This is a genomic window from Nakamurella deserti (assembly GCF_003260015.1).
In the GTDB taxonomy this organism is placed as follows: Bacteria; Actinomycetota; Actinomycetes; order Mycobacteriales; family Nakamurellaceae; genus Nakamurella; species Nakamurella deserti.
Window position 1 is genome coordinate 283,332 of record NZ_QCXS01000003.1, and the last position, 19,230, is coordinate 302,561.

The following is a 19,230-nucleotide window of genomic DNA, read 5'->3' on the forward strand; positions in this document are numbered from 1 at the left end:
CGCGTGCGGGTCGGCCCACGCCGGATCAAGGTCCGGCCGCGGGCCCGTCGCCGCGGCGGTCCGGACCCGCAGCGGGCCGCGGGTCCGAGCCGGCGCCGAGCAGGCCACGGGTCAGCTCGACCCGGGACCGGACGCCCAGCTTGCCGAAGGCCCGCTTCACCCGGCTGTCCACGGTGTGCCGGGACACACCCCCGGTGGCGGCGATCTCGGCGTTGGTCAGGCCCCGGGCGACCAGCTCGACGGTGCGCCGCTCGCCGTCGGTGAGCCGGGGCCAGCCGGCCGCGAACGCCGCGTCGTCGGCCGGCGCCGGTCGGGCACGGTCCGGTGCCGTCCGCGGCGTCGGGATCACCGGCGGCCCGGGCGGCGGCGAATCACCGGCGCCGCGGGCTCCGGCCCGCGCCACCGCGAGGGCGATCAGGTCCTGCCGGGCGGGCAGCTGGAGCTTGCGCAGGAGCTGCGCGATGTGCCAGCGGACGGTGCCCTCGCTCACCACCAGCCGGTCGGCGACCGCCCGGGTGGTGGGCGCGGCGGCCAACGCGGACAGGACGTCGAGTTCGCGGTCGGTGAGGTCGACGGCGACGCCGTCGGACCGGAGCACGGTCCGTGGCGAGGAACGCCGCAACGCGGTGATCAGGTGGGCGACGTGGTGGCGGGCCAGCCCGGGTTCCCCGGCGGCCACCGCCACCAGCGACCGCCGGAGGGCGTCGGCCGGCAGGTCGGTGGTCAACCAGCCGTCGGCGCCGGCGGTCACGGCGGCGAGGAGGGCGTCCGGCGTCACCGCCACGGGCGGCGTCAGCAGCACCACGCGGCCGCCCGATCCGTCGGCCAGCACCGCGTCGATGAGCGCCGGCAGTCCGCTGAGCACCGGATCCCCCGGCGCCCCCTCCCCCGCCCACAGGATGACCGTGAGATCCACGGCACCGGGACGGCCCCGGCGGTCCGGCGCGGCGACGGCGACACCGCCGTCCCGCAGTACGGAACGCACCCGGTCCGACCACGGTCCCGGTGCGCCGACGAGCCGGACGCTGGGCGGATGCGGCCGAGCTCCGGCGGTGGTCGTCCCGGCGGGTTCCGGGCGTCCGGCGACGTCCGTCATGGCGGTCGATGCTAGACCGGAGGCCCCGCCGCGTCGGGCCGGCCGCCCCGACGCACGACGACGGGCCCGCCGGTGGGCGGGCCCGTCGTGGACGTCAGCAGGGGGTGGGGATCAGCCGAGGCGCTTCCAGGCCGAGGCGGTCTCGATCTGCGCCGCACCGGAGGTGGTGGTGACCGGGGCGGTGCTGCCCGAGGTCGGCACCGCGGTGCCGGTGGTGCCGGGGCTGTAGGTGTAGACGGAGATCCAGTCGATCTGCAGGTGGCCGTCCTGGGTGATGGCGTTGGCGCTGGTGGTCTCCGTCTGCAGGACCCAGTGCATCGGGCTGCTGGGGATGTTCTTGGTGTCGTTGCCCACGACCTGGCCGTCCAGCAGGTAGGTGACGCGGGTCGGCGTCCACTCCAGGCTCAGCGTGTGCCAGCTGGTGTAGGTGGTCTGGGTGTCGACCCAGGAGCAGTTCTTGCTCGGGTTGCCGACGCAGTGGTTGAAGGCCCACATCGTCCCCTTGAGACCGCCCTCGGGGAAGTCGATCTCGCCCTCGCTCCAGTTGTTGGAGTCCGGCCACAGCAGCCAGGCGGTCTTGTACCCCGACAGCGCCTCGGACTTGAACCGGACGGAGAACTTGCCGTAGGTCTGGCCGGCCCACGGGGTGGTGACGATCGGGGCCGGGGCGGCGACCTGGGGGCGGCCGTTCTCCTTGTGCAGGAACATGTCCAGCACCCCGTTGTTGGCGGACAGGATGTTGCGGTTGTAGGTGCCGCCGTTGTAGGAGTCGGCGAAGCCGTGGTAGGTCGAGAACTTGTTCTTGTACACGTCACCGAAGGTGCCGGCGGCGGCGTTGGTGGTGAAGTCGTCGGAGAAGACCTGCTTCCAGCCGGGGAGATCGCCCTTGGGCATCGAGACGATGTCCGGCCCGTCCACCGTCGGCGTGCTGCTGACCACGAACGGCTTGGCGCTGTCCAGGGTGAGCCAGGCGCCGTTGTAGTAGGCGCACGTCCAGTAGCTGTAGGAGCCGGCGGGCAGGGTCTGGGTGGCGGTCTGGGTGTAGCCGCTGGTGCCGACGGTGACGTTCTGGGCCTTCACGAAGTCGAAGTTGGACCTGTCGGCCCCGCGGACGCAGACGCCGAACTTGGCCACCACCGTGGGCGACGTCGCCGTGACGGTCGTCGTGGCGGTGACCTCGAAACCCCGGACCGTGGCGGCCAGACCGCTCGAGCTCAGGGTGGGGGCGGCGGCGGCGCTGGCGGTGGCCGGCGCGGCGCCGAGGAGCAGCGACCCGAGGATGCCGGCGACGGCGGCGGCGCGGAGACGGCGGGCGGTGAACAGAGCCATGGGAGGGCCTTCCGGGACTGACGGACAGATGATCGGGCCGGCGTGTGGCGGATCGTCCGTGACCCTGGCCGGATACGCACCGTGTTGGTGGCATAACCGACAGTAAGCGTCCATGGCGCTGCGCAACAGGGTTTCCCGAGAACCGGGTCGCCGGGTGTCGGTGACGATGGGTGACCGGGCGGTCCCGTCCGGACGCCCCGCACACGACCGCCGACCTTCTCGACCGGTGGCTCACCGGACGCACGGTGACGGCGTAAAGCTCAGGTAACCGTTCGTACGTCAGTACGATCAATTGCTGGGAACACCGGTGATAATGGGGAGACCGTCGCACGGCTGGGCGCCGCCGCCCCCGACTGAGCATCCCGGCCGTCCCCTGACCGATGACGGTGTGATCTGGCCCACGGAACCGAACGGAGCAGCGCACGACGAAGCCCGGGGCCGGGATCCGGCCCCGGGCTCCGAGGATTGGGGGTGGCTGTGCGTGACCACGGCTCGAGCCCGCGGTCACGGACCGCGAGCGGCCGGTCAGGCGGTGGGCGTCGCCGCAGCCGCCGTCGGCCGGCCCGGACGGCCGTAGCGCAGCAGCACGTACCCGTACATCACGAACAGCGACGCCACCGCGATCACCGTGGCCACCGCGCCCGGGACGTCGTCGCCGGCCACCACGGGCACCAGCACGGTGATCACGGTCAGCACGATGAACGACGCCAGGCTGCGCTTGCCGATGGTCTCCACCGGCGCCAGCCAACGGAGCCGGAACGTACCCAGCAGCCAGCTCAGTCCCGCGTAGAGGGTGACGAACGCCGCCCAGGCGAGCACGAAGCGGCCGAGCCCCTGGTCGGTCTTGTCGTAGAACGCGTCGTGCAGCGCCGGCTGGATCCCGGGGATGACGCCCATCCGTGCGAACAGCACACCGACCAGCGTGACACCCGCCCAGAGACCGGCGCTGAGCACAAGCGCCCGGGGCGAGGTCAAGCGGCGGCGCAGCTCCAGGCGCTTCCAGTACCAGCCGACCGCCAGCGCGCTGAGGAACAGCAGCTGCCAGGCGCCCGCGTTGAACTTGCTCGACTCACCGTTGCCGATGGGCAGGATGAACGCCGACGGCAGCGCCGAGGCGACCACGTACACGCCCACGCTGAGCACGCCGAGCAGCCAGGCGAGTCCGCCGGCCAGCAGAGCGGTGCCGATCATCGCCGACAGCAGCAGCAGCACGTACAGGCTCAGGATGTCGATGTCCGGCGGGTTGACCTGCAGCAGCAGCGTGTCCCGGACGGTGCCCCAGGTGCCGCCGTGGTCCTCGGTACGCGGGAGCCAGCCGACCGCGGGCGCGAAGTGGCCGGCCACCACCGCGAGCAGCACGGTCAGCACGTGCGCGACGTAGAGCAGACCCGCCCGGCGCAGCAGCTTGATCTCCGCGGCGAGGATGCCGCCGCGGCCGATCCGTCCCGGCTGCACCATGCCCAGCACCAGACCGGACATCAACACGAAGCCCGAGGCGCCGTCGACCCAGGGCGCGGGATGGGTGACCTTGTCGGCCAGCGTGCCCATCGCCAGATGGCTGAAGGTCATCGTGACGATGCAGATGCCGCGGATGGTGTCGATGGCGGCGTCACGGCGACGCGTCGGAGCCCCCACCGCCGTCGCAGCGCTCGCGACGTCGGCGGCGGGCTCAGTGGTGCGGGGGCCGGGCTCGCCGGGGCGGGTGACGGTCACTGCGGTACTCCTCGGGGTCGGGCGGCGGAACGGCGGCGGCCGGTCCTGCGACGGCGGGGCCGTCGCAGGGAGACGGCCGGAGTCGTCGGGAGCGACGTCGTCGTCGGAGCGGGCGGAGCGCCGTCCGGCCCGGGTGGGCCGGCCCGGCGGATCAGCGGATGCGGTCGGCGACCCAGCGGGCGCCGGCCCGGGCCACCCCGAGCGAGCGCGTGGTCACGGTGCGGTAGACCGCCGAGCCCTGCGGACCCAGCAGGCGCCAGCCCAGGAGCTTGCGCCCCGGGCCGGTGCGGATCAGGTAGGGCAGGCCCGACGACCGGGCCAGATCGCTCCAGCGCTCGATGCGCTCGGCGTCGTCGCCCCGGTGGGCGAACACCGCGTGGTCGACGTAGGCGTAGCTCTGCGGGAGCCGGGTCATCAACGGCACGTAGTTGGCGAGGATCTTCTCCACCGCCAGCAACCGGCGTTCGATCGCCCGGCTGACCTGACCGCCGCGCAACCGGTAATCGATGAGATAACGCTTGTCGGCCCAGTACAGCGGGGTCGCCGAACCGTGCGCGATTCGCAGTTCGAGATCGAAGTCGGTGGCCGACGTGTATTCCTCGGAGAAATACCCGACGTCGTCGAAACACGATTTACGGAACAGCAACGACGAACCGTTGCGGGCCGGGCAGTTCTCGGCCAGCAGGTCGTCCATGTCGTGGCGGCCCGGTCGCGCATTCTGCACGCCGATGACCAGACCGTCCTCGGTGATCAACCGCGAGCGGCTGAAGACCACGCCGTACTCGGGCCCGAGGTGGTTCAGGACGTCGATCTGGTGGCGCAGCTTGTCGCGGTGCCAGCGGTCGTCGCCGTCGAGGAACGAGATGAGCGGGGCCTTCGCCTGCTGGATCCCGGTGTTGCGGGCCTGCGAGCCGCCCTGGTGGTCGTTCTGGATGAGCCGCATCCGCGGGTCACCGTCGAAGGCGGCGAGGATCTCCGAGACCGTGTCGTCGGTGGACCCGTCGTCGACCACCAGGTACTCGAATCGGCCCTCGGTCTGCGCCTTGACCGATTCGATCGCCTCGCGAATGAAAGGGCCCACGTTGTATGCCGGGGTAATGACAGTCACCAGGGGTTCGTCAGCCATATCTCCTGAGGCTACCGGCGGGCTCGGGATCGATCCAGTTCCCGGGCGGACATCACAGTACGGACACGCCGACATCCGTTCGGGACGCATTTCAGGCACCGTCCGGAATCGGATGGTCACGAAGCGACGCCGAACGCTGTCCGGAATACACCTCGCGTTTCCGTCGATAAGCTCATCCGTCGCAGCCTGCATCCGCGCGACGGACGCAGTGCCCACCCGAACGGCCGATCCGTGGCCGAGCCCCCCGTGGAGATCCCGATGGCCGACGTAGCAACACCGCTCCCGCCCGTGACCGTGCCGGGGCCGACGCGGTCCCTGGCCGCGCGCTGGCGCACGGTCGTCGAGCACCAGCCGGACCGCACCGCGATCTGCTCCGACGACGCCACCTACACCTTCGCCGAGGCGGACGCGGCCGCACTGCGGGTGGCCCGCGCGGTGGCCCGCGATCTCGGCCCCGACCGCTCCCGCGACGCCTCCGGCATTCCCGGCACCGACGGCACCGACAGCACCGAACCGGTGGCGCTGTTCGTCGACAACAGCGCGATCGCACTGGTCGGCATCCTGGCGTTGCTGCGGCTGGGCCGGGTCCTGGTCGTCCTGGACCGTCACCAGCCCGTGGAACGGCTCCGGCAGGTGGTCGAGATCGCCGGTTGCCGCACCTGCCTGGCCGACGCGACCAATCTGGCGGCGGCCAGGTCGATCGGCGGCACCCTGACCGACATCCGGCCGCTCGAGGAACTCGCCGCCGAGCCCGACACCGGTACCGGCACCGAGGCGGTCGACGTGGCGGGCCGGCTGCCCGACCCGGACGATCTGCCCGCCGGCCCGGCACCGGTCTCGGTGGTGTTCACCTCGGGTTCGACCGGCCGCCCGAAGGGCGTCGCGCAGACCCACGAACAGTTCCTCAACGAGGTCGCGGCCAAGGGCACCACCTTCGGCCTGACGCCCGCCGACCGGGTCGGCGTCCTGTTGCCGTTCGGCTTCGCGGCCGGCTTCTCGGCGCTGATGGCCGCCCTGCTGAACGGGGCGGGCGTGTACACCTACGACCCGCGGGACCGGGGGGTGGCGCCGTTCGCGGAATGGGTGGCCCGGCACCGGGTCACCGCCGTGCACTGCACGCCGCACCTGGTGCGGTCGCTGACCGCGGTGCTGCCGCCCCGCTCGTCACTGGCCACCCTGCGCTACGTCTGCACGCTGGGCGAACCGGTGTTCGCCGGGGACGTCACCGGCATCCGCGCGCACCTGCCCAACGACGGGGCGTTCTTCAACGAGACCGGGTCGTCGGAGATGGGGACGTTGGCGATCAAGCGCATCGGCAACACCGACCCGCTGCCGGACGGCCAGGTGCCGGCCGGTGTCCCCATCCGCAACAAGACCGTCCTGATCCTGCGCACCGACGGCACCGAGGCCGACCGCGGTGAGGCCGGCGACATCGTCGTGGTCTCGGACTACCTCTCGGGCGGTTACTGGCGTGACCCCGCCGCCACGGCCGCCCGGTTCGGACGCACCGCCGACGACCGGCCGATGATCCGGCAGGGCGACCTCGGCCGGTGGGACGCCGCCGGCGAGCTGATGATGCTGGGCCGCGCGGACGCCGCCGTGAAGGTGCGCGGCTACCTGGTGGAACCGAGCGAGATCGAGGCGGCCATCCTGGCCGGCGAGGGTGTGCTGGAGACCGTGGTCGTCGCGGTGTCGGAGCCGCCCGCGGCCACCCGGCTGGTGGCCTACGTCGTCCCCGACCCGACCGTGCGCACCGAGTCGCCGGCTGCGCTGCGCCGCCGGTTGCGCAGTCGCCTGCCGGAGTACATGGTCCCCGGCTCGATCGTGGCGCTGGCCCGGCTGCCGCGCAACGAACGCGGCAAGGTCGACCGGCGGCTGCTGCCGGCGGCCCCGGCCCGGGAGAGCTCGGCGCGGCCCACCGGCCAGTGGGAGCTCGTCGCGGCCGACATCTGGGAACGCGTGCTCGGCCTGGAGCAGATCGGTCTGGACGACGACTTCATGGCCCTGGGCGGTGACTCGTTGACCGTGGAGGAGATGCTGGCCGCCCTGCGGGAGGCCACCGGCGTCGCGCTGGTCTCCACCGACCTGCTGGCCGCGCCGACGCTCCGGGAGTTCGCCGCCCGGATCGGCCAGGGCTCGGCGCCGCTGCCGAGCCTGCCCGACGTGGTGCTGCTGCAGGACGGTGGGGACGCTCCACCGCTGTTCTGCTTCGCCGGCTCCGGCGGCCTCGCCCTGAGCTTCCGTCCGCTGAGCCGGTACTTCGCCGATCGCCGCGTGTACTCGTTCCAGGCGCACGGACTGGAGCGGCGGGCGGTGCCGGACTGGAGCGTGGAGAAGGCGGCGACCCGATACCTCGAGTTCATCCGGGCCGTCCAGCCGCACGGTCCCTACCTGCTGCTGGGCCATTCCTTCGGTGGTCTGGTCGCGATGGAGCTGGCCCACCGGCTGACCGCGGCGGGTGAACCGGTCGATCTGGTCGCCGTGCTCGACACCTATCTGCCCCGCAGCTCCGGCGTACTGCCGGTGCCGCTCGGCGCGACCCCGTCGGAGCTGTCCGCCGACCCGCTGTCGGATCGGCGGGCCCGCCCCGGGCCGTGGCGGCGACGGCTCTCCCCCGGTGGTGTCCCGGTATGGCAGGACCTCCCGTTCCGGGTGTCGCGCCGGCTGCGGGCGCTCACCGCGGGCGTCGTCCGGTTCGACGGGCAGCGGCACTTCGACGCGTTCTTCGACCAGGGGGTGATGGTCAGCGGCCGTTACCGGCTGCGTGCCTACGCCGGGCCCACCCTGATGGTCTTCGCGGTCAACAACCCCAACGGCCCCGCCGAATGGGAGCCCCTGCTGACCGGCCCGCACCGCTACCTGCACGTCCGCAGCGAGCACACGTCGCTGTTGCGGGACCCGCACGTCGCGGCTGTGGCGGCATCCGTCGGTGAATGTCTGGACGGACGTCGCCCGATCACGGTTGCATAACCGCAGCTGAACCCGGACGAATCGAACGCAGCAGAGCGGCGACGTCCGGGACCAGGTGCGCATCGTTCGCACGAAAGTGTGAAAGTGCACCCGACCGCCCGCCGGGGCGGCGCCGTTCGCGGCGTTCGTCCGATTCTCGGCCACCGTCCGTGACGTGTGACCCACCTCATGCCAGGATCACGCAACTCTCGTTCGCGCGGCACCTCGGGTCGCATCACACCGGTTCGGCCCAACGTTCTCACTGCACCGCCCGGGACATCGCTCCGCCCGGTCACCGATGCGCTCCGCGCCGACACCCGTCCGGCTCAGCGGGAGGCCGGCGCACCAAATCGCCCGTGATCACGCTGGATGTCCGATTGTTGCGCTGAGTCACCGATATCGTTTTGTAATGTCTGTGCACAGTCATCGATCCGGATGAGGGTCCGACTGCGACACCGTCACCGAACACAACCCCACCCCGAAGCATCACCGGTCGTCCGTGCCCGGGAACTGCGTGCGGCGCCGCCCCACGCTCCCGCGGCACAGCCTTCGCGTTTCCGTACGCAGGGCGGGGCGGTCTCACCACGATGCCCCGACGAAAGGCACCGCGTTCATGTCATCCCCCACCAAGCGAGGCGGTAAACGCATCCTCGCCGTCGCGGCCACCATCGGCCTGCTGACGACCGCGTTCACCACCCCGGCGATGGCGGCGACGCTCTCCGCGGGCACGCTGGACAGCTCCGTCTCCGGTAACTCGGTGACCGTCCGGACGACCATCTCCACCACCGACGGTCTCACCGCGACCCGTGCGGGCGTCTGCATCCGGGACGAGTCCGGCGACAACTTCGACCTGAAGAACTCCGGCGTCTGGCTCAGCGAGTCCGGTACCACGATCACCAAGACCGGCCAGTTCGACGCCGGCACCTACCGCTACTGGTCGTGCGCCAAGATCGACGGCGCCTGGCAGGACCTGGGTGCGGCCAAGACCTTCACCGTCAGCGGCGGCGGTGGCGCCGCCACCGCCAGCGGCCAGGCGATGCCGGTGGGCGACCTGCCCAACTTCAAGCAGGTGTTCAAGGACGACTTCACCACCGACCTGGCCCGCGGCTCGTTCCCCGGCAGCTACCGGTCGAAGTGGGCCAGCTACAGCGGCTTCGGTGACACCCTCGGCGGTGGTGTCTACAACAAGGACATCATCTCGATGGGCGACGGGATGATGGACCTCTACCTGCACAAGGCCAACGGCAAGGGACAGGTCGCGGCCCCGGTGCCGTTGATCAACGGCGACTGGAACTCGCAGACCTACGGCAAGTACACGATCCGCTTCAAGTCCGACGCACTGCCCGGTTTCCGGACCGCATGGCTGCTCTGGCCGACCAGCGGCAACTGGAAGGAGGGTGAGATCGACTTCCCCGAGGGCGGTCTGGCCGGCGAGATGTGGGGCTTCAACCACTGCATCGGCAACCCCTCGGTCAACTGCGGCTGGGTGAACACCGGCAAGTCGTTCACCGGCTGGCACACCGCCAGCGTCGAGTGGACCCCGTCGTCGGTGGTGTTCCTGATGGACGGCGAGAAGGTCATGACCTCGACCAACGCGGTCCCCCGCACCCCGATGCGCTGGATCCTGCAGACCGAGAGCGGCACCACCAACCCGGACCGGATGACCACCAACGGCCACCTGCAGATCGACTGGGTCACGATGTACGACTACACCGGCTGAGTCGGCCCGGTCCGCCGCCGGCGGACCGGTCGGTCTGGCGACGGACCACCCGGGGCAGGTGTCCCGGAACAGACAGCGGGGCGGTCACCTTCCGGTGACCGCCCCGCTGTCGTCGGTTCCGGAGTGCCGGAGAGACGGGTGTCGACCCGTCAGTGCAGCTCGGCGTCGATCCGGTCCAGCAGGCCCGCGCTGCGGTCGGAGGCGAACTTGCGGGCGAAGAACGGTCGGATGCGGTGAGGCTGTGGGCGGGTGAGGCTCACCGGATCTCCCTCGGGCGCCGCGAGCGCCTCGACGAGGCTCTCGAAGTCGTCGTCGACGAGCCACTCCGGATGGTGGGCCCCCCGTTGACCCCACTTGATGTACCACGGGCTGCCGTGACATTCGGGAAGGTCAGGTCCGCCGGTCAATTCAGGTGAGCTGAGGATCGAAGCGACGCAGCTCTCGTCAGGGACGAGTGTGGACCGCCAGAATCGGACCAGGTCCGGTCGCTCGTCCAAAGTGGCCAGCAGCCGGGTTGCGTCGTCGCGGCCGTAGATCTTCCATTGGCTGGAGGCGCGCACCGAGAGATGTTCGGGTAGCGGACGCTTCCATGGGAAGCGCACCGGCACCCCTCTGATGGTCAAGAGATCGTCGCCCCGTGTGAGGAACCGGTGCGCAGTGCGCCACTGTCCGCCGTCGGGATGCCGATCGACACTCCAGTGTTCGAAGGGCACCGGGCGGTTCAACAAGAAGGAACGGCCGGCCCACGGCCTCAAGGCCGCGCGGAGCGCATCGACCCCCAGCAGCGGGTAATCGGCGCCGGACAGCACGACGATGTGTTCAGCTGCGGAATGGCGGAGCGCAGATCGGAGCGCGTCGAGCTCGATGCGCACCAACGACCAGCTGTTCAGGGAGCCCGAGCTACGGTGCAGTAGCTCGACTCGGGAATCCCATCCTGCGGCCATGGCGGTGGCGACCTCAGTCGGGGCCTTAATGTCGCAGTGCAGACTCACCGGCACATCACCGAGAGCGGTGATGAGTCGCCGTACTTGTGGAGCGTCGCGGTGAGCGAGAACGACGGCGGCCAAGCCCGTCACGCTGTCACTACTTTAGTCGTGACGAACATCGCGGCGTCGATCACGCAGCGTTCCATGTGACTGCCACCTCAGGTCCTCTTTCCCCGCGTTCCACTGGTTACCCTCAGAACTGGGCCCGACTCCGGTGACGTTGTGTACGGCATCGCGGTCCCGGCGTCGGCCCGATGTCGATGCTATGCCGCAGTTGGAATGCATGGCTCACCGACGACCACGCCACAACCGGGCAACCTGCTGCCACCGTCGGCCGTCTGGTTGATGCTGTTGGATGGTGGTCGACCGGACGTTCCGCGCCGTCGGTGCCCTGCCGCGGTGGCAGTGATTCATCCCTGACTCGACGACGACAGGACCGGTGTGCCGCCCGTCGGCGCGCACCCGGACCCGCACCGACTCCGTCGCTGCGGTCGCGACGAGAACGGCAACGGAGAAAGGACGACAGGTGGCGAGGTTGGTGCCCGAAGGCAGTGTGTCACCGACGGAGGTTCCGTCGGACGACACCACCGCACCGACCGGCCGGCCCGCACCGGCCGCCACCCCCTCCACCATGACCTCCGACGACTCCCCCACCCCTCCCGACGCCCCCCGGGCCGACCATGACGGAACGGCCGCGGACCCGGCGCTCTCCGACGCCGTGACGCCGGAGCTGGCCTCGGGCACCCCGGTGACCGGCCCGCTGGAGCACACCGACACGGTGCCGGCTCCCCCGGCCGCCGACACCGACGCCCAGAAGGCGCACAAGGCCGGCGCCAGCAGTTCGGCGCTGTTCGGCCGCGGCATGCTCTACGTCGTCGTCGCCTCGCTCCAGCTGGTCACTGGCGCGTTCGTGTCGCCGGTCATGACGCGTCTGTTGGACACACAGGCATTCGGGCAGCTGACAACAGCGATCGCGCTGCACCAGTTGCTGATCGTCGCCGCGATCGTCGGCCTCGACCAGGCCATCGTGCTCAAGCGCGCCGAGGACGGCCACGACCGCAACGTGCGGGCCCTGGCCAGCACCTCGATCCTGATCGCGACCGCGGTCACCGCCGTGCTGGCGGCGACGTCGCCGTGGTGGTCGGTGTGGCTCGGTTTCGATCCTGGTTCTCAGCTTCTGGTCCTGATCACCGTGCTGTGGACGATCCCGTCCGCCGGCGTCATGGTCCAGCTCGCCCTGCTGCTCACCAACGACCGGCTCAAGGCCTACGCCACGGTCAGCGTGCTCGCCGCGGTCGGCGGCCAGATCGCCGGCATCACCGCCGTCCTGGTACTGGGCCGCCAGTCGTCGATCTACGCCTGGGGCCTGCTCGGGGCCGACCTGCTCGCCACCCTGATCGGGTGGACCCTCACCCGGCCCACGCTCAAGCGGGCGTTCTCGTGGGAGCTGATCAAACCCTCGCTGCTCCTCGGCGCGCCGTTGATGCTGGGTTCGCTGTCCAGTTTCGTGCTCAACGCCGGGGATCGGATCATCGTCCAGTCGCTGCTGGGCGCGGTCGAGGTGGGCCGGTACCAGATCGCCTACACGGTGGGCTTCGTCGCTGTGCAGCTGATCGGCCTGACCAGCAGCGCCTGGACGCCGCGGTTCGCCGCCGTCCGCGACCGTGCGCTGCGCTGGCGGATCATCGGGTCCTCTCGCGACTCGATCTTCGCCCTGCTGTCGCCGGTCGTCCTCGGGATCGTGCTGGCCGCTCCGATACTGCTGCGGGTGGTGGCCCCGGCCCGCTATGAGCTCGAGCCGCTGCTGTTCGTCTCCTTCCTGGTGCTGATCAGCGCCTATCCGGTGGCCGCTAGCGGCGCCAGCGGTCGGATCCTGATCACCTCCCGGCGGGCCAAGCCGCTCGCCGCCTGGGCCGCCGCCGCGGCGCTGCTCAACGTCGCACTCAACTTCGCCCTGGTGCCGCCGTTCGGCATCGCCGGCGCGGCCGGCGCCACCCTCGTCGCCTACACGCTGCAGAGCTTCGGTCTGCGCTGGTCGGTCGGGAACCGGGCGGAATGGCCGTCGACCCCGCCGCGCATCCTCGCGCAGGCCGCCGCGGTGATCCTGATCGGCGCCGGGTCCACGGCGCTGCCGCAGAGCACCGCCTGGAACATCGCGCGGCTGGTCCTGGCCCTGGCCTGCCTGCCGTGGGCCTGGATCCAGCTGCAGCGCACCCGCCGCGCCGGGTGATCCGGACCCCGCGCACCACCCACGAATCCCCGACGGCGACGGACCGGCCCTTGGCGGCCGCGCCGATGAGACGATCGACACCTGCGATCCGGCGCGCGCCGGTCCGCGGCGGAAAGAGGACACCCCGATGAAGAACCGACCGGACAGCGGCGCTCGGAGGAGGCCATGGTGACCGACCAGGCGACGACCGGCGATCCGACCGAGGAGATCCGTCCCCTGCCACCCGTGACCGGCGGTTCCCGTGTGACACCGCGGATGCTGGCGCTGGGCGTCACCGCCGTGCTCGCGGTGCTGGTGCCGTTGCTGGCCACCGTGGACCTCGACGTCGCCGGCCGCCCGCTGCTCGCCTCGTTGTTTATGCTGCTCGTCCCTGGTGTGCCAATAGTCCTGTGCCTGCGGCTGCGCAGCGGTCTGGCCACGGCGGTCCTGGCGGTCGCCGCGAGCTTCAGCTACCACAGCGTCTACGGGACCTTCGCGATCAAAGACGCGTTCTGGCATCCGGTCGGCGGGTCCTGGTTCGCCACCGTCATCGCGCTGGGCTTCACCGTCCTCGCGTTGCGCCCGGAGCAGCGGTCCGCGGTTCCCGCGCCGCCGATCGGCGAGCGACTGCGGTCCGTGGTCGCCGACCGGGTGCGCCTGATCAGCCTCAGCGCCGTCCTGATCGCCGGCCTGCTGTGGTTCTGGGAGACGCAGACGATCGTCCTCGACGACGCCGCGGCTTACGGTCTCTTCGAGGTGGTCAGCTGGCGCTTCGTGCTGGCGCTGATCGTGCTGTCCGCGGTCACCGGCTACAGCCTGCTACGGGCCCGCATCGACCAGCTGGTCCTCACGCTGGCGGTCACCGTCTGGGCGCTGGTCGGCTACGCCACGGTGCCGGTCGCCGACGGTCAGGGCAGCGTTCCCGTCGGGTGGGTGCACGTCGGCTTCATCCAGTACATCTCCGAGAACGGCGCGGTCCCCAGCAGCTACGACGCCCGGTTCAGCTGGCCCGGCTTCTTCGCCGCCGGCGCGCAACTGGTCTCGCTGGGCGGCACCGTCGATGCCCGCAGCTTTCTGGTCCTCGCTCCGGTGGTCTACTTCCTGGCCGCTCTTCCCGGGTTGCTGCTGATCGCCCGCTCCATCACCCACTCCTGGCGGTGGTCGTGGGTCGCGGTGCTCGTCTTCGTGGTGACCAACTGGTACCAGCAGGACTACTTCTCCCCGCAGGCCACCGCGTTCGTCATCTACGTCGCGGTCATCGGCACGCTGCTGTGGATGATCGACACGGCGGTGGTGCCGCGGCTGCGCGGCAACCTGGCGGCCAAGGTCATCGGCGCCCTCAAACGCACGCCGGCTCTACCGGAGGCTATGAGCGCCCGCTCCGCGCAGGGCCTGGGCATCGTGCTCACCCTGCTCTGCGGTGGACTGGTGGTGACCCACCAGCTGACCCCGTTCACGATGATCTTCGCGCTGGTCGGCTTCGCCGTCACCGGGCTCACCCGCTACCGGCTGTTGTGGGTCGCCACCGGGCTGATCTTCGTCGGCTACTTCAGCTACGGTGCGATCGACTTCTGGATCGGACACCTCGACGGCCTGCTGGGTGACGTCGGCAAGGTCGGCAATGCGGTGACCGCCGGCGTCGGTGGCCGCATCGTCGGTGACGCGACGTACCAGTCCAACCAGTACGTCCGTATCGGCTGGTCGTTGCTGCTGCTCGCTCTGGGCGCCGTCGGTGTGTGGACACTGCGCCGGCGGCGCGAGGCGCTGCTGCTGGCCGGGCTCGCCTGCGCGCCGTTCGCCCTGCTGGTCGTGCAGAGTTACGGGGGCGAGGTCGTCATCCGCTCGTTCCTCTACGCCTCCCCCGTGTTGGCTCCGCTGGCGGCCTCGGCCATCCGCTCCGGCCTCGAGCTGGTCCGTTCGCGACGCGCGACCACCCCCACCTCCACCGTCCCGGCAGACCAGCGCCGATCGGTGCTCGTCGGCACGGCGGTCATGGTGCCCGTGCTGGTGGTGTCGGGTCTGCTGCTCACCTTCACCCGCGGGCTCAACGCCTCGTTCGAGCGGACACCGCCCGATCAGGCCGCTGCCGCACAGATGATGTACGACCGGACCGTCCCCGGCGACAATGTCGGTCTGCCCCTGTTCTCCGGTCTGACGCCGTATCTCCAGCTGACCGAAGTGCGAACTCGGTATGTACTCGCCGAGACCTGCGTCGGCTCGACCCTCACCGAGTGCATCGCCGACCCGCTGCCGCGGTTCGTGCTGATCACCCGCACCCAGGACCGCGTCGGTGAGCTGACCCGCAGCCGCCCGCCCGGCTGGGTCTGGGAACTCGGCCAGCAGCTGATCGACTCGGGTGAGTACACCCGGACCTACGAGGGACCCGATGCCTGGCTCCTGGAACTCAACGCGCAGGGAGCGTCCTGATGCAGAACCTCATCGTCGGCTGGCTCGGCATCGTGATCTTCGTGGTGGCGGTACTCGCCACGGTCGGAGCGGACTTCTTCCGGCAGCGTGATTCCGGCCCCCGGACCACCACCGCCGAGACGATCGCGGCCCGGACCCCCGGTGGCCGGGTGTTCTGGCTGACCGTCGTCTCGGTGCTGCTGGCGGTCGTCGCCGTGATCGCCACCGTCATCCGGCTCGCGACGCTGGCCTGACCGACCCCACTGCACGACAGAGCGCCCCGGCCGTCGGCCGGGGCGCTCTGTCGTGTGTGGGGGTGCGCGACGGGCCTCAGGCCCGCGACGTCACTTGTTGTAGGTGTAGACGCTGACCCAGTCGATCTCCAGGTGCCCGTCCCTGGTGATGGCCGGGTTGGCGCTGGTGGTCTCGGTCTGCAGGATCCAGTGCATCGCGGTGTGCGGGACGTTCTTGGTGTCGTTGCCGACGACCTGGCCGTCGAGCAGGAAGGTCACGCGGGTGGGGGTCCATTCGATGCTCACGGTGTGCCAGTCGGTGAAGCTCACCTGGGTGTCGGCCCACGAGCAGTTCTGCATCGGGTTGCCCACGCAGTGGTTGAAGCCCCACATCTTGCTGTTCAGGCCGCCCTCGGGGAAGTCGATCTCACCCTCGTTCCAGTTGTTGGAGTCCGGCCACAGCAGCCAGGCCACCTTGTAGCCCGGCAGCGAGTCCGACTTGAAGCGGACCGAGAACTTGCCGTACGTCTGGCCGGCCCACGGGGTGGTGACGATCGGGGCGGGGGCGGCGACCTGCGGTCGGCCGTCCTTCTTGTGCAGGAACATGTCCAGCTTGCCGTCGTGGACGGACAGGACGTCACGGTTGTAGGTGCCGCCCTTGAAGGAGTCGGCGAAGCCGTGGTAGGTCGAGAACTTGTTCTTGTAGACGTCACCGAAGGTGCCCGTGGGGGCGTTGGTGGTGAAGTCGTCGGAGAAGACCTGCTTCCAACCGGGCAGGTCCCCCTGCGGCATGGTGGTCACCGGGGTGGTGGAGGCCGGGGTGGTCCCGACGGTCGGGTCGGGCACGGTGACCACGAACGGCCTGGCCTTGTCCAGCGTCAGCCAGGCGCCCTCGTCGTAGGCGCAGGTCCAGTAGTTGTAGGTGCCCGGAGCCAGCGTCTGGGTGGCGGTGTGGGTGGTGCCGGTGGGGGTGACCCAGGCGTTCTGCGCCTTGATGAAGTCGACGTTGAGCTTGTTGGCCCCCCGCACGCAGACGCCGAACTTCTCGACGCTGGTGGCGACACTGGACTTGACGGTCGTCGTGGCGGTGACCTCGTAGCCGTGGACGGAGGCGGTGAGGGTGCCGGCGGACAACACCGGGGCGGCGGCGGCCTGGGCCGGTGCGGCCGCCAGGAGCAGGGAGCCGACGACGCCGGCCATCGTGAGGGATCGCAGTCGGCGGGTGGAGAAGAGAGCCATCGGAGGTAGCCTTTCGGGAGGCACAGCGTGAGCGGTCTGAGTCAGCGGTCGACCGGCTTCTTGTTACTCACCGTGTCTTCCTAGATACGGACTGTAACGACGTTTGCGAGCGGCGGGAAGCTTTCTCCGAAGTCCGCCACCGCCTCCGCTGTCACCCTGGGTGACCACCCCTCGCGACTGCTCCCCCGCTCCGACGCCTCGCCGTCCTCCCCTCGCGTGACGCGAACGTCACCCCGGCCCACCGACTCCCCGTCGAACGCGCGTTCGACAAAGGGGCCGCATCGGCATTGATCGGCGATCACGCGGGAACCGGTGTCGCGTTCCCCGCACCCCATCGGTGGCGATGGGACCACGGGAGAGCGCAGATGTGACCTGCCTCACGCTCACTCGGCGTCGTACCCGCCGCAGCCCTGACCCCGGATGACGCGGGCTCTGGCACGGGTCCGGTGAACGCGGTGCGTGACCAGCACCCGACCCAGCAGACACGGCCCGTGACAACAGACAGCGGCCGCACCGGGAAGATCCCGGTGCGGCCGCTGTGATGGGAATGCGGGTCGATCGGCTCAGCCGACGACCACCACGTCCCTGAAGGAGCCCGACGCCAGCACGGTGGCTGCGCCACCGGCGGCCGGGATGCCGGCGAGTCCGTTCGACGACGCGAGGTAGAACGCGCCCTTGCCGTCCACCGCCAGATCGCCACCCTGCCCCGGGAGCGTCAGCCCGGAGACCGGGACCGCGCCTGCGGAGGTTCCGTCGGGGTTGATCACCTCGACCTGCTTGACCGTGTCGTCGTCCACGCAGGGAGGGTTCGGGTCCTCGGGGTGGTGAGGCGGCCCGACACACAGGTGGGTTGTCTCCAGGAGGTAGAACCGGTCAGCCGGCCCGACCGCCGCGGCGAACCGGACCAGCGAGTTCTCGACCGACTCGACGACCGTCGCACCGGCGGCCAACCGGGGCCACCAGGAGAACCCGCTGGCGCCGGTGGCGACCACGTTGATGTAGACGGTTCCCGCGTCGTCACCGAGCATGCCGCTCCCGAAGCAGTAGGCCAGGCAGTCGACCACCCGCGACGCCGGAGCCTCGCCCGGGGCGATGGTGACGATGGTGGTCTCGACGCTCTCGGTCACGTACTTGACGGTCACCGCACCGGCCGCGGTCACCGTGAAGTGATCGACGTCCTCGGTCGCGGTGAAGACCACGGTCTTCTTACCTGCCGGCGAGATCCGGACGATGTCCCGTCCGTTCACGGCATAGACGTTGCCCGCCTGGTCCACGTCGAGATCACCACTGACCCCGGTGGCGACGGTGGAGACCACACCACCCGCGGCGACCTTCTTGAGCGCCCCGCCGGCCGTGAAGTACACGTTGCCGCTCGCGTCCGCGACCAGGCCGGAGATGTCCGGTGCCGAGAACACCGTCACCGGCGTCCCACCCGTCGTCGGTACCGCGACCAACCTGCCGGCAGCGGTGTCCACGCTGTACACAGTGGGAACGCTCGCCGCGGCGGCCGGGGTGTAGGTCACCGTGGCTGCAGGGCTGCTGCCGGCCAGGCTCCAGGCCTTGACCGTGAACGAGACGCGCACACCGGGCTTGAGATTGGCGAAGGTGCGCACGTACCCCTTCGAGGTGTTCCGATCGGCCTTCTGCCAGTACACGGATCGGGCGCCTCCGCCCTCCTTGACGATCGAGTAGCCGTAGATCTTCTTGGAACCCGCCTTCGCGGGCGACGACCAGCTCAGCACCGCCTGAGCCGGTGTCTTGCCGGCGGCGACGACCACGGCAGAGGGCGCCGTCGGCTTCTCCCAGGTCGGCTTCGCCGCCGCCTGGGCCGGCGCCACCCACACCAGGCCCATCAGCACCGCACACAACAGGACCAGCACACGCTTCATGAGAACTCCCCCACGACCACCCGACCCGCTTTTGCGGACGTCGAGCAGATTAACCAGATCGAGCAGCCCGGCATGGGTTTCCGCGCATCACCCGGGGTCGAGGCGAACGAGGGCGATCACCCGTTCGGCAGGCGCGTTACGGCGCAAGTGGGTACAGCGCGCAACATGTCCAGATCGTTACCGTCAGCGCGGGCATCACACCGGACAAGTCGGACGTCACGACGCGCAAAAGGGCGATCACCCGTTCGACGAGACCCACTCCGCTTGCGTACGTTCATTCGGGTCGTCCGGCGCGCACAGTGTGAGCGTTCCGGCCGCGATCGGGGGACGGCGCG

12 protein-coding genes are annotated in these 19,230 nt (G+C 70.4%); 5 read left to right on the forward strand and 7 right to left on the reverse strand.

Features of this window, described 5'->3' with window-relative positions:
- Positions 1-25: 25 nt before the first annotated feature.
- The 4 genes from DB033_RS14605 to DB033_RS14620 form a co-directional block, all read right to left on the reverse strand.
- Positions 26-1,096: a response regulator transcription factor gene (locus DB033_RS14605; protein WP_111767674.1), complete on the reverse strand. Its 1,071-nt coding sequence runs from the start codon at positions 1,094-1,096 to the stop codon at positions 26-28.
- Positions 1,097-1,207: 111 nt separating this feature from the next.
- On the reverse strand, positions 1,208-2,425 hold the full coding sequence (locus DB033_RS14610; RefSeq protein WP_111767675.1) for a glycoside hydrolase family 16 protein: 1,218 nt from the start codon (positions 2,423-2,425) through the stop codon (positions 1,208-1,210).
- 525 nt (positions 2,426-2,950) lie between these two features.
- Complete coding sequence (gene opgC, locus DB033_RS14615) at positions 2,951-4,138, reverse strand: OpgC domain-containing protein (RefSeq protein WP_111767676.1); 1,188 nt, start codon at positions 4,136-4,138, stop codon at positions 2,951-2,953.
- Positions 4,139-4,289: 151 nt separating this feature from the next.
- The gene (locus DB033_RS14620; protein ID WP_338066274.1) at positions 4,290-5,456 is read right to left on the reverse strand and encodes a glycosyltransferase family 2 protein; all 1,167 of its coding nucleotides are present in this window, start codon (positions 5,454-5,456) and stop codon (positions 4,290-4,292) included.
- Positions 5,457-5,495: 39 nt separating this feature from the next.
- Here DB033_RS14620 and DB033_RS14625 point away from each other — a divergent pair, with 39 nt between their 5' ends.
- Together DB033_RS14625 and DB033_RS14630 are read left to right on the forward strand one after the other, a co-directional pair.
- A complete protein-coding gene (locus DB033_RS14625) occupies positions 5,496-8,234 on the forward strand; it encodes an AMP-binding protein (RefSeq protein ID WP_157970708.1) in 2,739 nt (912 codons plus the stop codon).
- Positions 8,235-8,826: 592 nt separating this feature from the next.
- Positions 8,827-9,933, forward strand: coding sequence for a glycoside hydrolase family 16 protein (locus DB033_RS14630; RefSeq protein ID WP_111767679.1), 1,107 nt, complete (start codon positions 8,827-8,829; stop codon positions 9,931-9,933).
- A 149-nt stretch (positions 9,934-10,082) separates the two neighbouring features.
- On the opposite strand, the gene DB033_RS14635 is transcribed toward DB033_RS14630, so the two are convergent.
- A complete protein-coding gene (locus DB033_RS14635; RefSeq protein WP_111767680.1) occupies positions 10,083-11,009 on the reverse strand; it encodes a beta-1,6-N-acetylglucosaminyltransferase in 927 nt (308 codons plus the stop codon).
- Between the two features lie 436 nt (positions 11,010-11,445).
- Here DB033_RS14635 and DB033_RS14640 point away from each other — a divergent pair, with 436 nt between their 5' ends.
- The 3 genes from DB033_RS14640 (at position 11,446) to DB033_RS14650 (ending at position 15,788) form a co-directional block, all read left to right on the forward strand.
- A complete protein-coding gene (locus tag DB033_RS14640) occupies positions 11,446-13,149 on the forward strand; it encodes a lipopolysaccharide biosynthesis protein (protein WP_157970709.1) in 1,704 nt (567 codons plus the stop codon).
- Positions 13,150-13,314: 165 nt separating this feature from the next.
- The gene (locus DB033_RS14645) at positions 13,315-15,555 is read left to right on the forward strand and encodes a serine/threonine protein kinase (RefSeq protein ID WP_111767682.1); all 2,241 of its coding nucleotides are present in this window, start codon (positions 13,315-13,317) and stop codon (positions 15,553-15,555) included.
- On the forward strand, positions 15,555-15,788 hold the full coding sequence (locus DB033_RS14650; protein WP_111767683.1) for a hypothetical protein: 234 nt from the start codon (positions 15,555-15,557) through the stop codon (positions 15,786-15,788). The genes DB033_RS14645 and DB033_RS14650 overlap by 1 nt, the downstream gene beginning before the upstream one ends.
- 90 nt (positions 15,789-15,878) lie before the next feature.
- Here the strand turns inward: DB033_RS14650 and DB033_RS14655 are convergent, their stop codons facing one another.
- On the reverse strand, positions 15,879-17,006 hold the full coding sequence (locus DB033_RS14655) for a glycoside hydrolase family 16 protein (protein ID WP_111767684.1): 1,128 nt from the start codon (positions 17,004-17,006) through the stop codon (positions 15,879-15,881).
- A gap of 563 nt (positions 17,007-17,569) precedes the next feature.
- Entirely contained in the window at positions 17,570-18,895 is a 1,326-nt protein-coding gene (locus tag DB033_RS14660) for a hypothetical protein (RefSeq protein ID WP_111767685.1), read from the reverse strand.
- Positions 18,896-19,230: the final 335 nt, after the last annotated feature.

Coding starts and splice junctions, on each gene's coding strand:
- DB033_RS14605 (WP_111767674.1), bottom strand. CDS start 1,096: ATGACGGACGTCGCCGGACGCCCGGAACCCGCCGGGACGACCACCGCC.
- DB033_RS14610 (WP_111767675.1), bottom strand. CDS start 2,425: ATGGCTCTGTTCACCGCCCGCCGTCTCCGCGCCGCCGCCGTCGCCGGC.
- DB033_RS14620 (WP_338066274.1), bottom strand. CDS start 5,456: ATGCAGGCTGCGACGGATGAGCTTATCGACGGAAACGCGAGGTGTATT.
- DB033_RS14630 (WP_111767679.1), top strand. CDS start 8,827: ATGTCATCCCCCACCAAGCGAGGCGGTAAACGCATCCTCGCCGTCGCG.
- DB033_RS14645 (WP_111767682.1), top strand. CDS start 13,315: ATGGTGACCGACCAGGCGACGACCGGCGATCCGACCGAGGAGATCCGT.
- DB033_RS14650 (WP_111767683.1), top strand. CDS start 15,555: ATGCAGAACCTCATCGTCGGCTGGCTCGGCATCGTGATCTTCGTGGTG.
- DB033_RS14655 (WP_111767684.1), bottom strand. CDS start 17,006: ATGGCTCTCTTCTCCACCCGCCGACTGCGATCCCTCACGATGGCCGGC.
- DB033_RS14660 (WP_111767685.1), bottom strand. CDS start 18,895: ATGAAGCGTGTGCTGGTCCTGTTGTGTGCGGTGCTGATGGGCCTGGTG.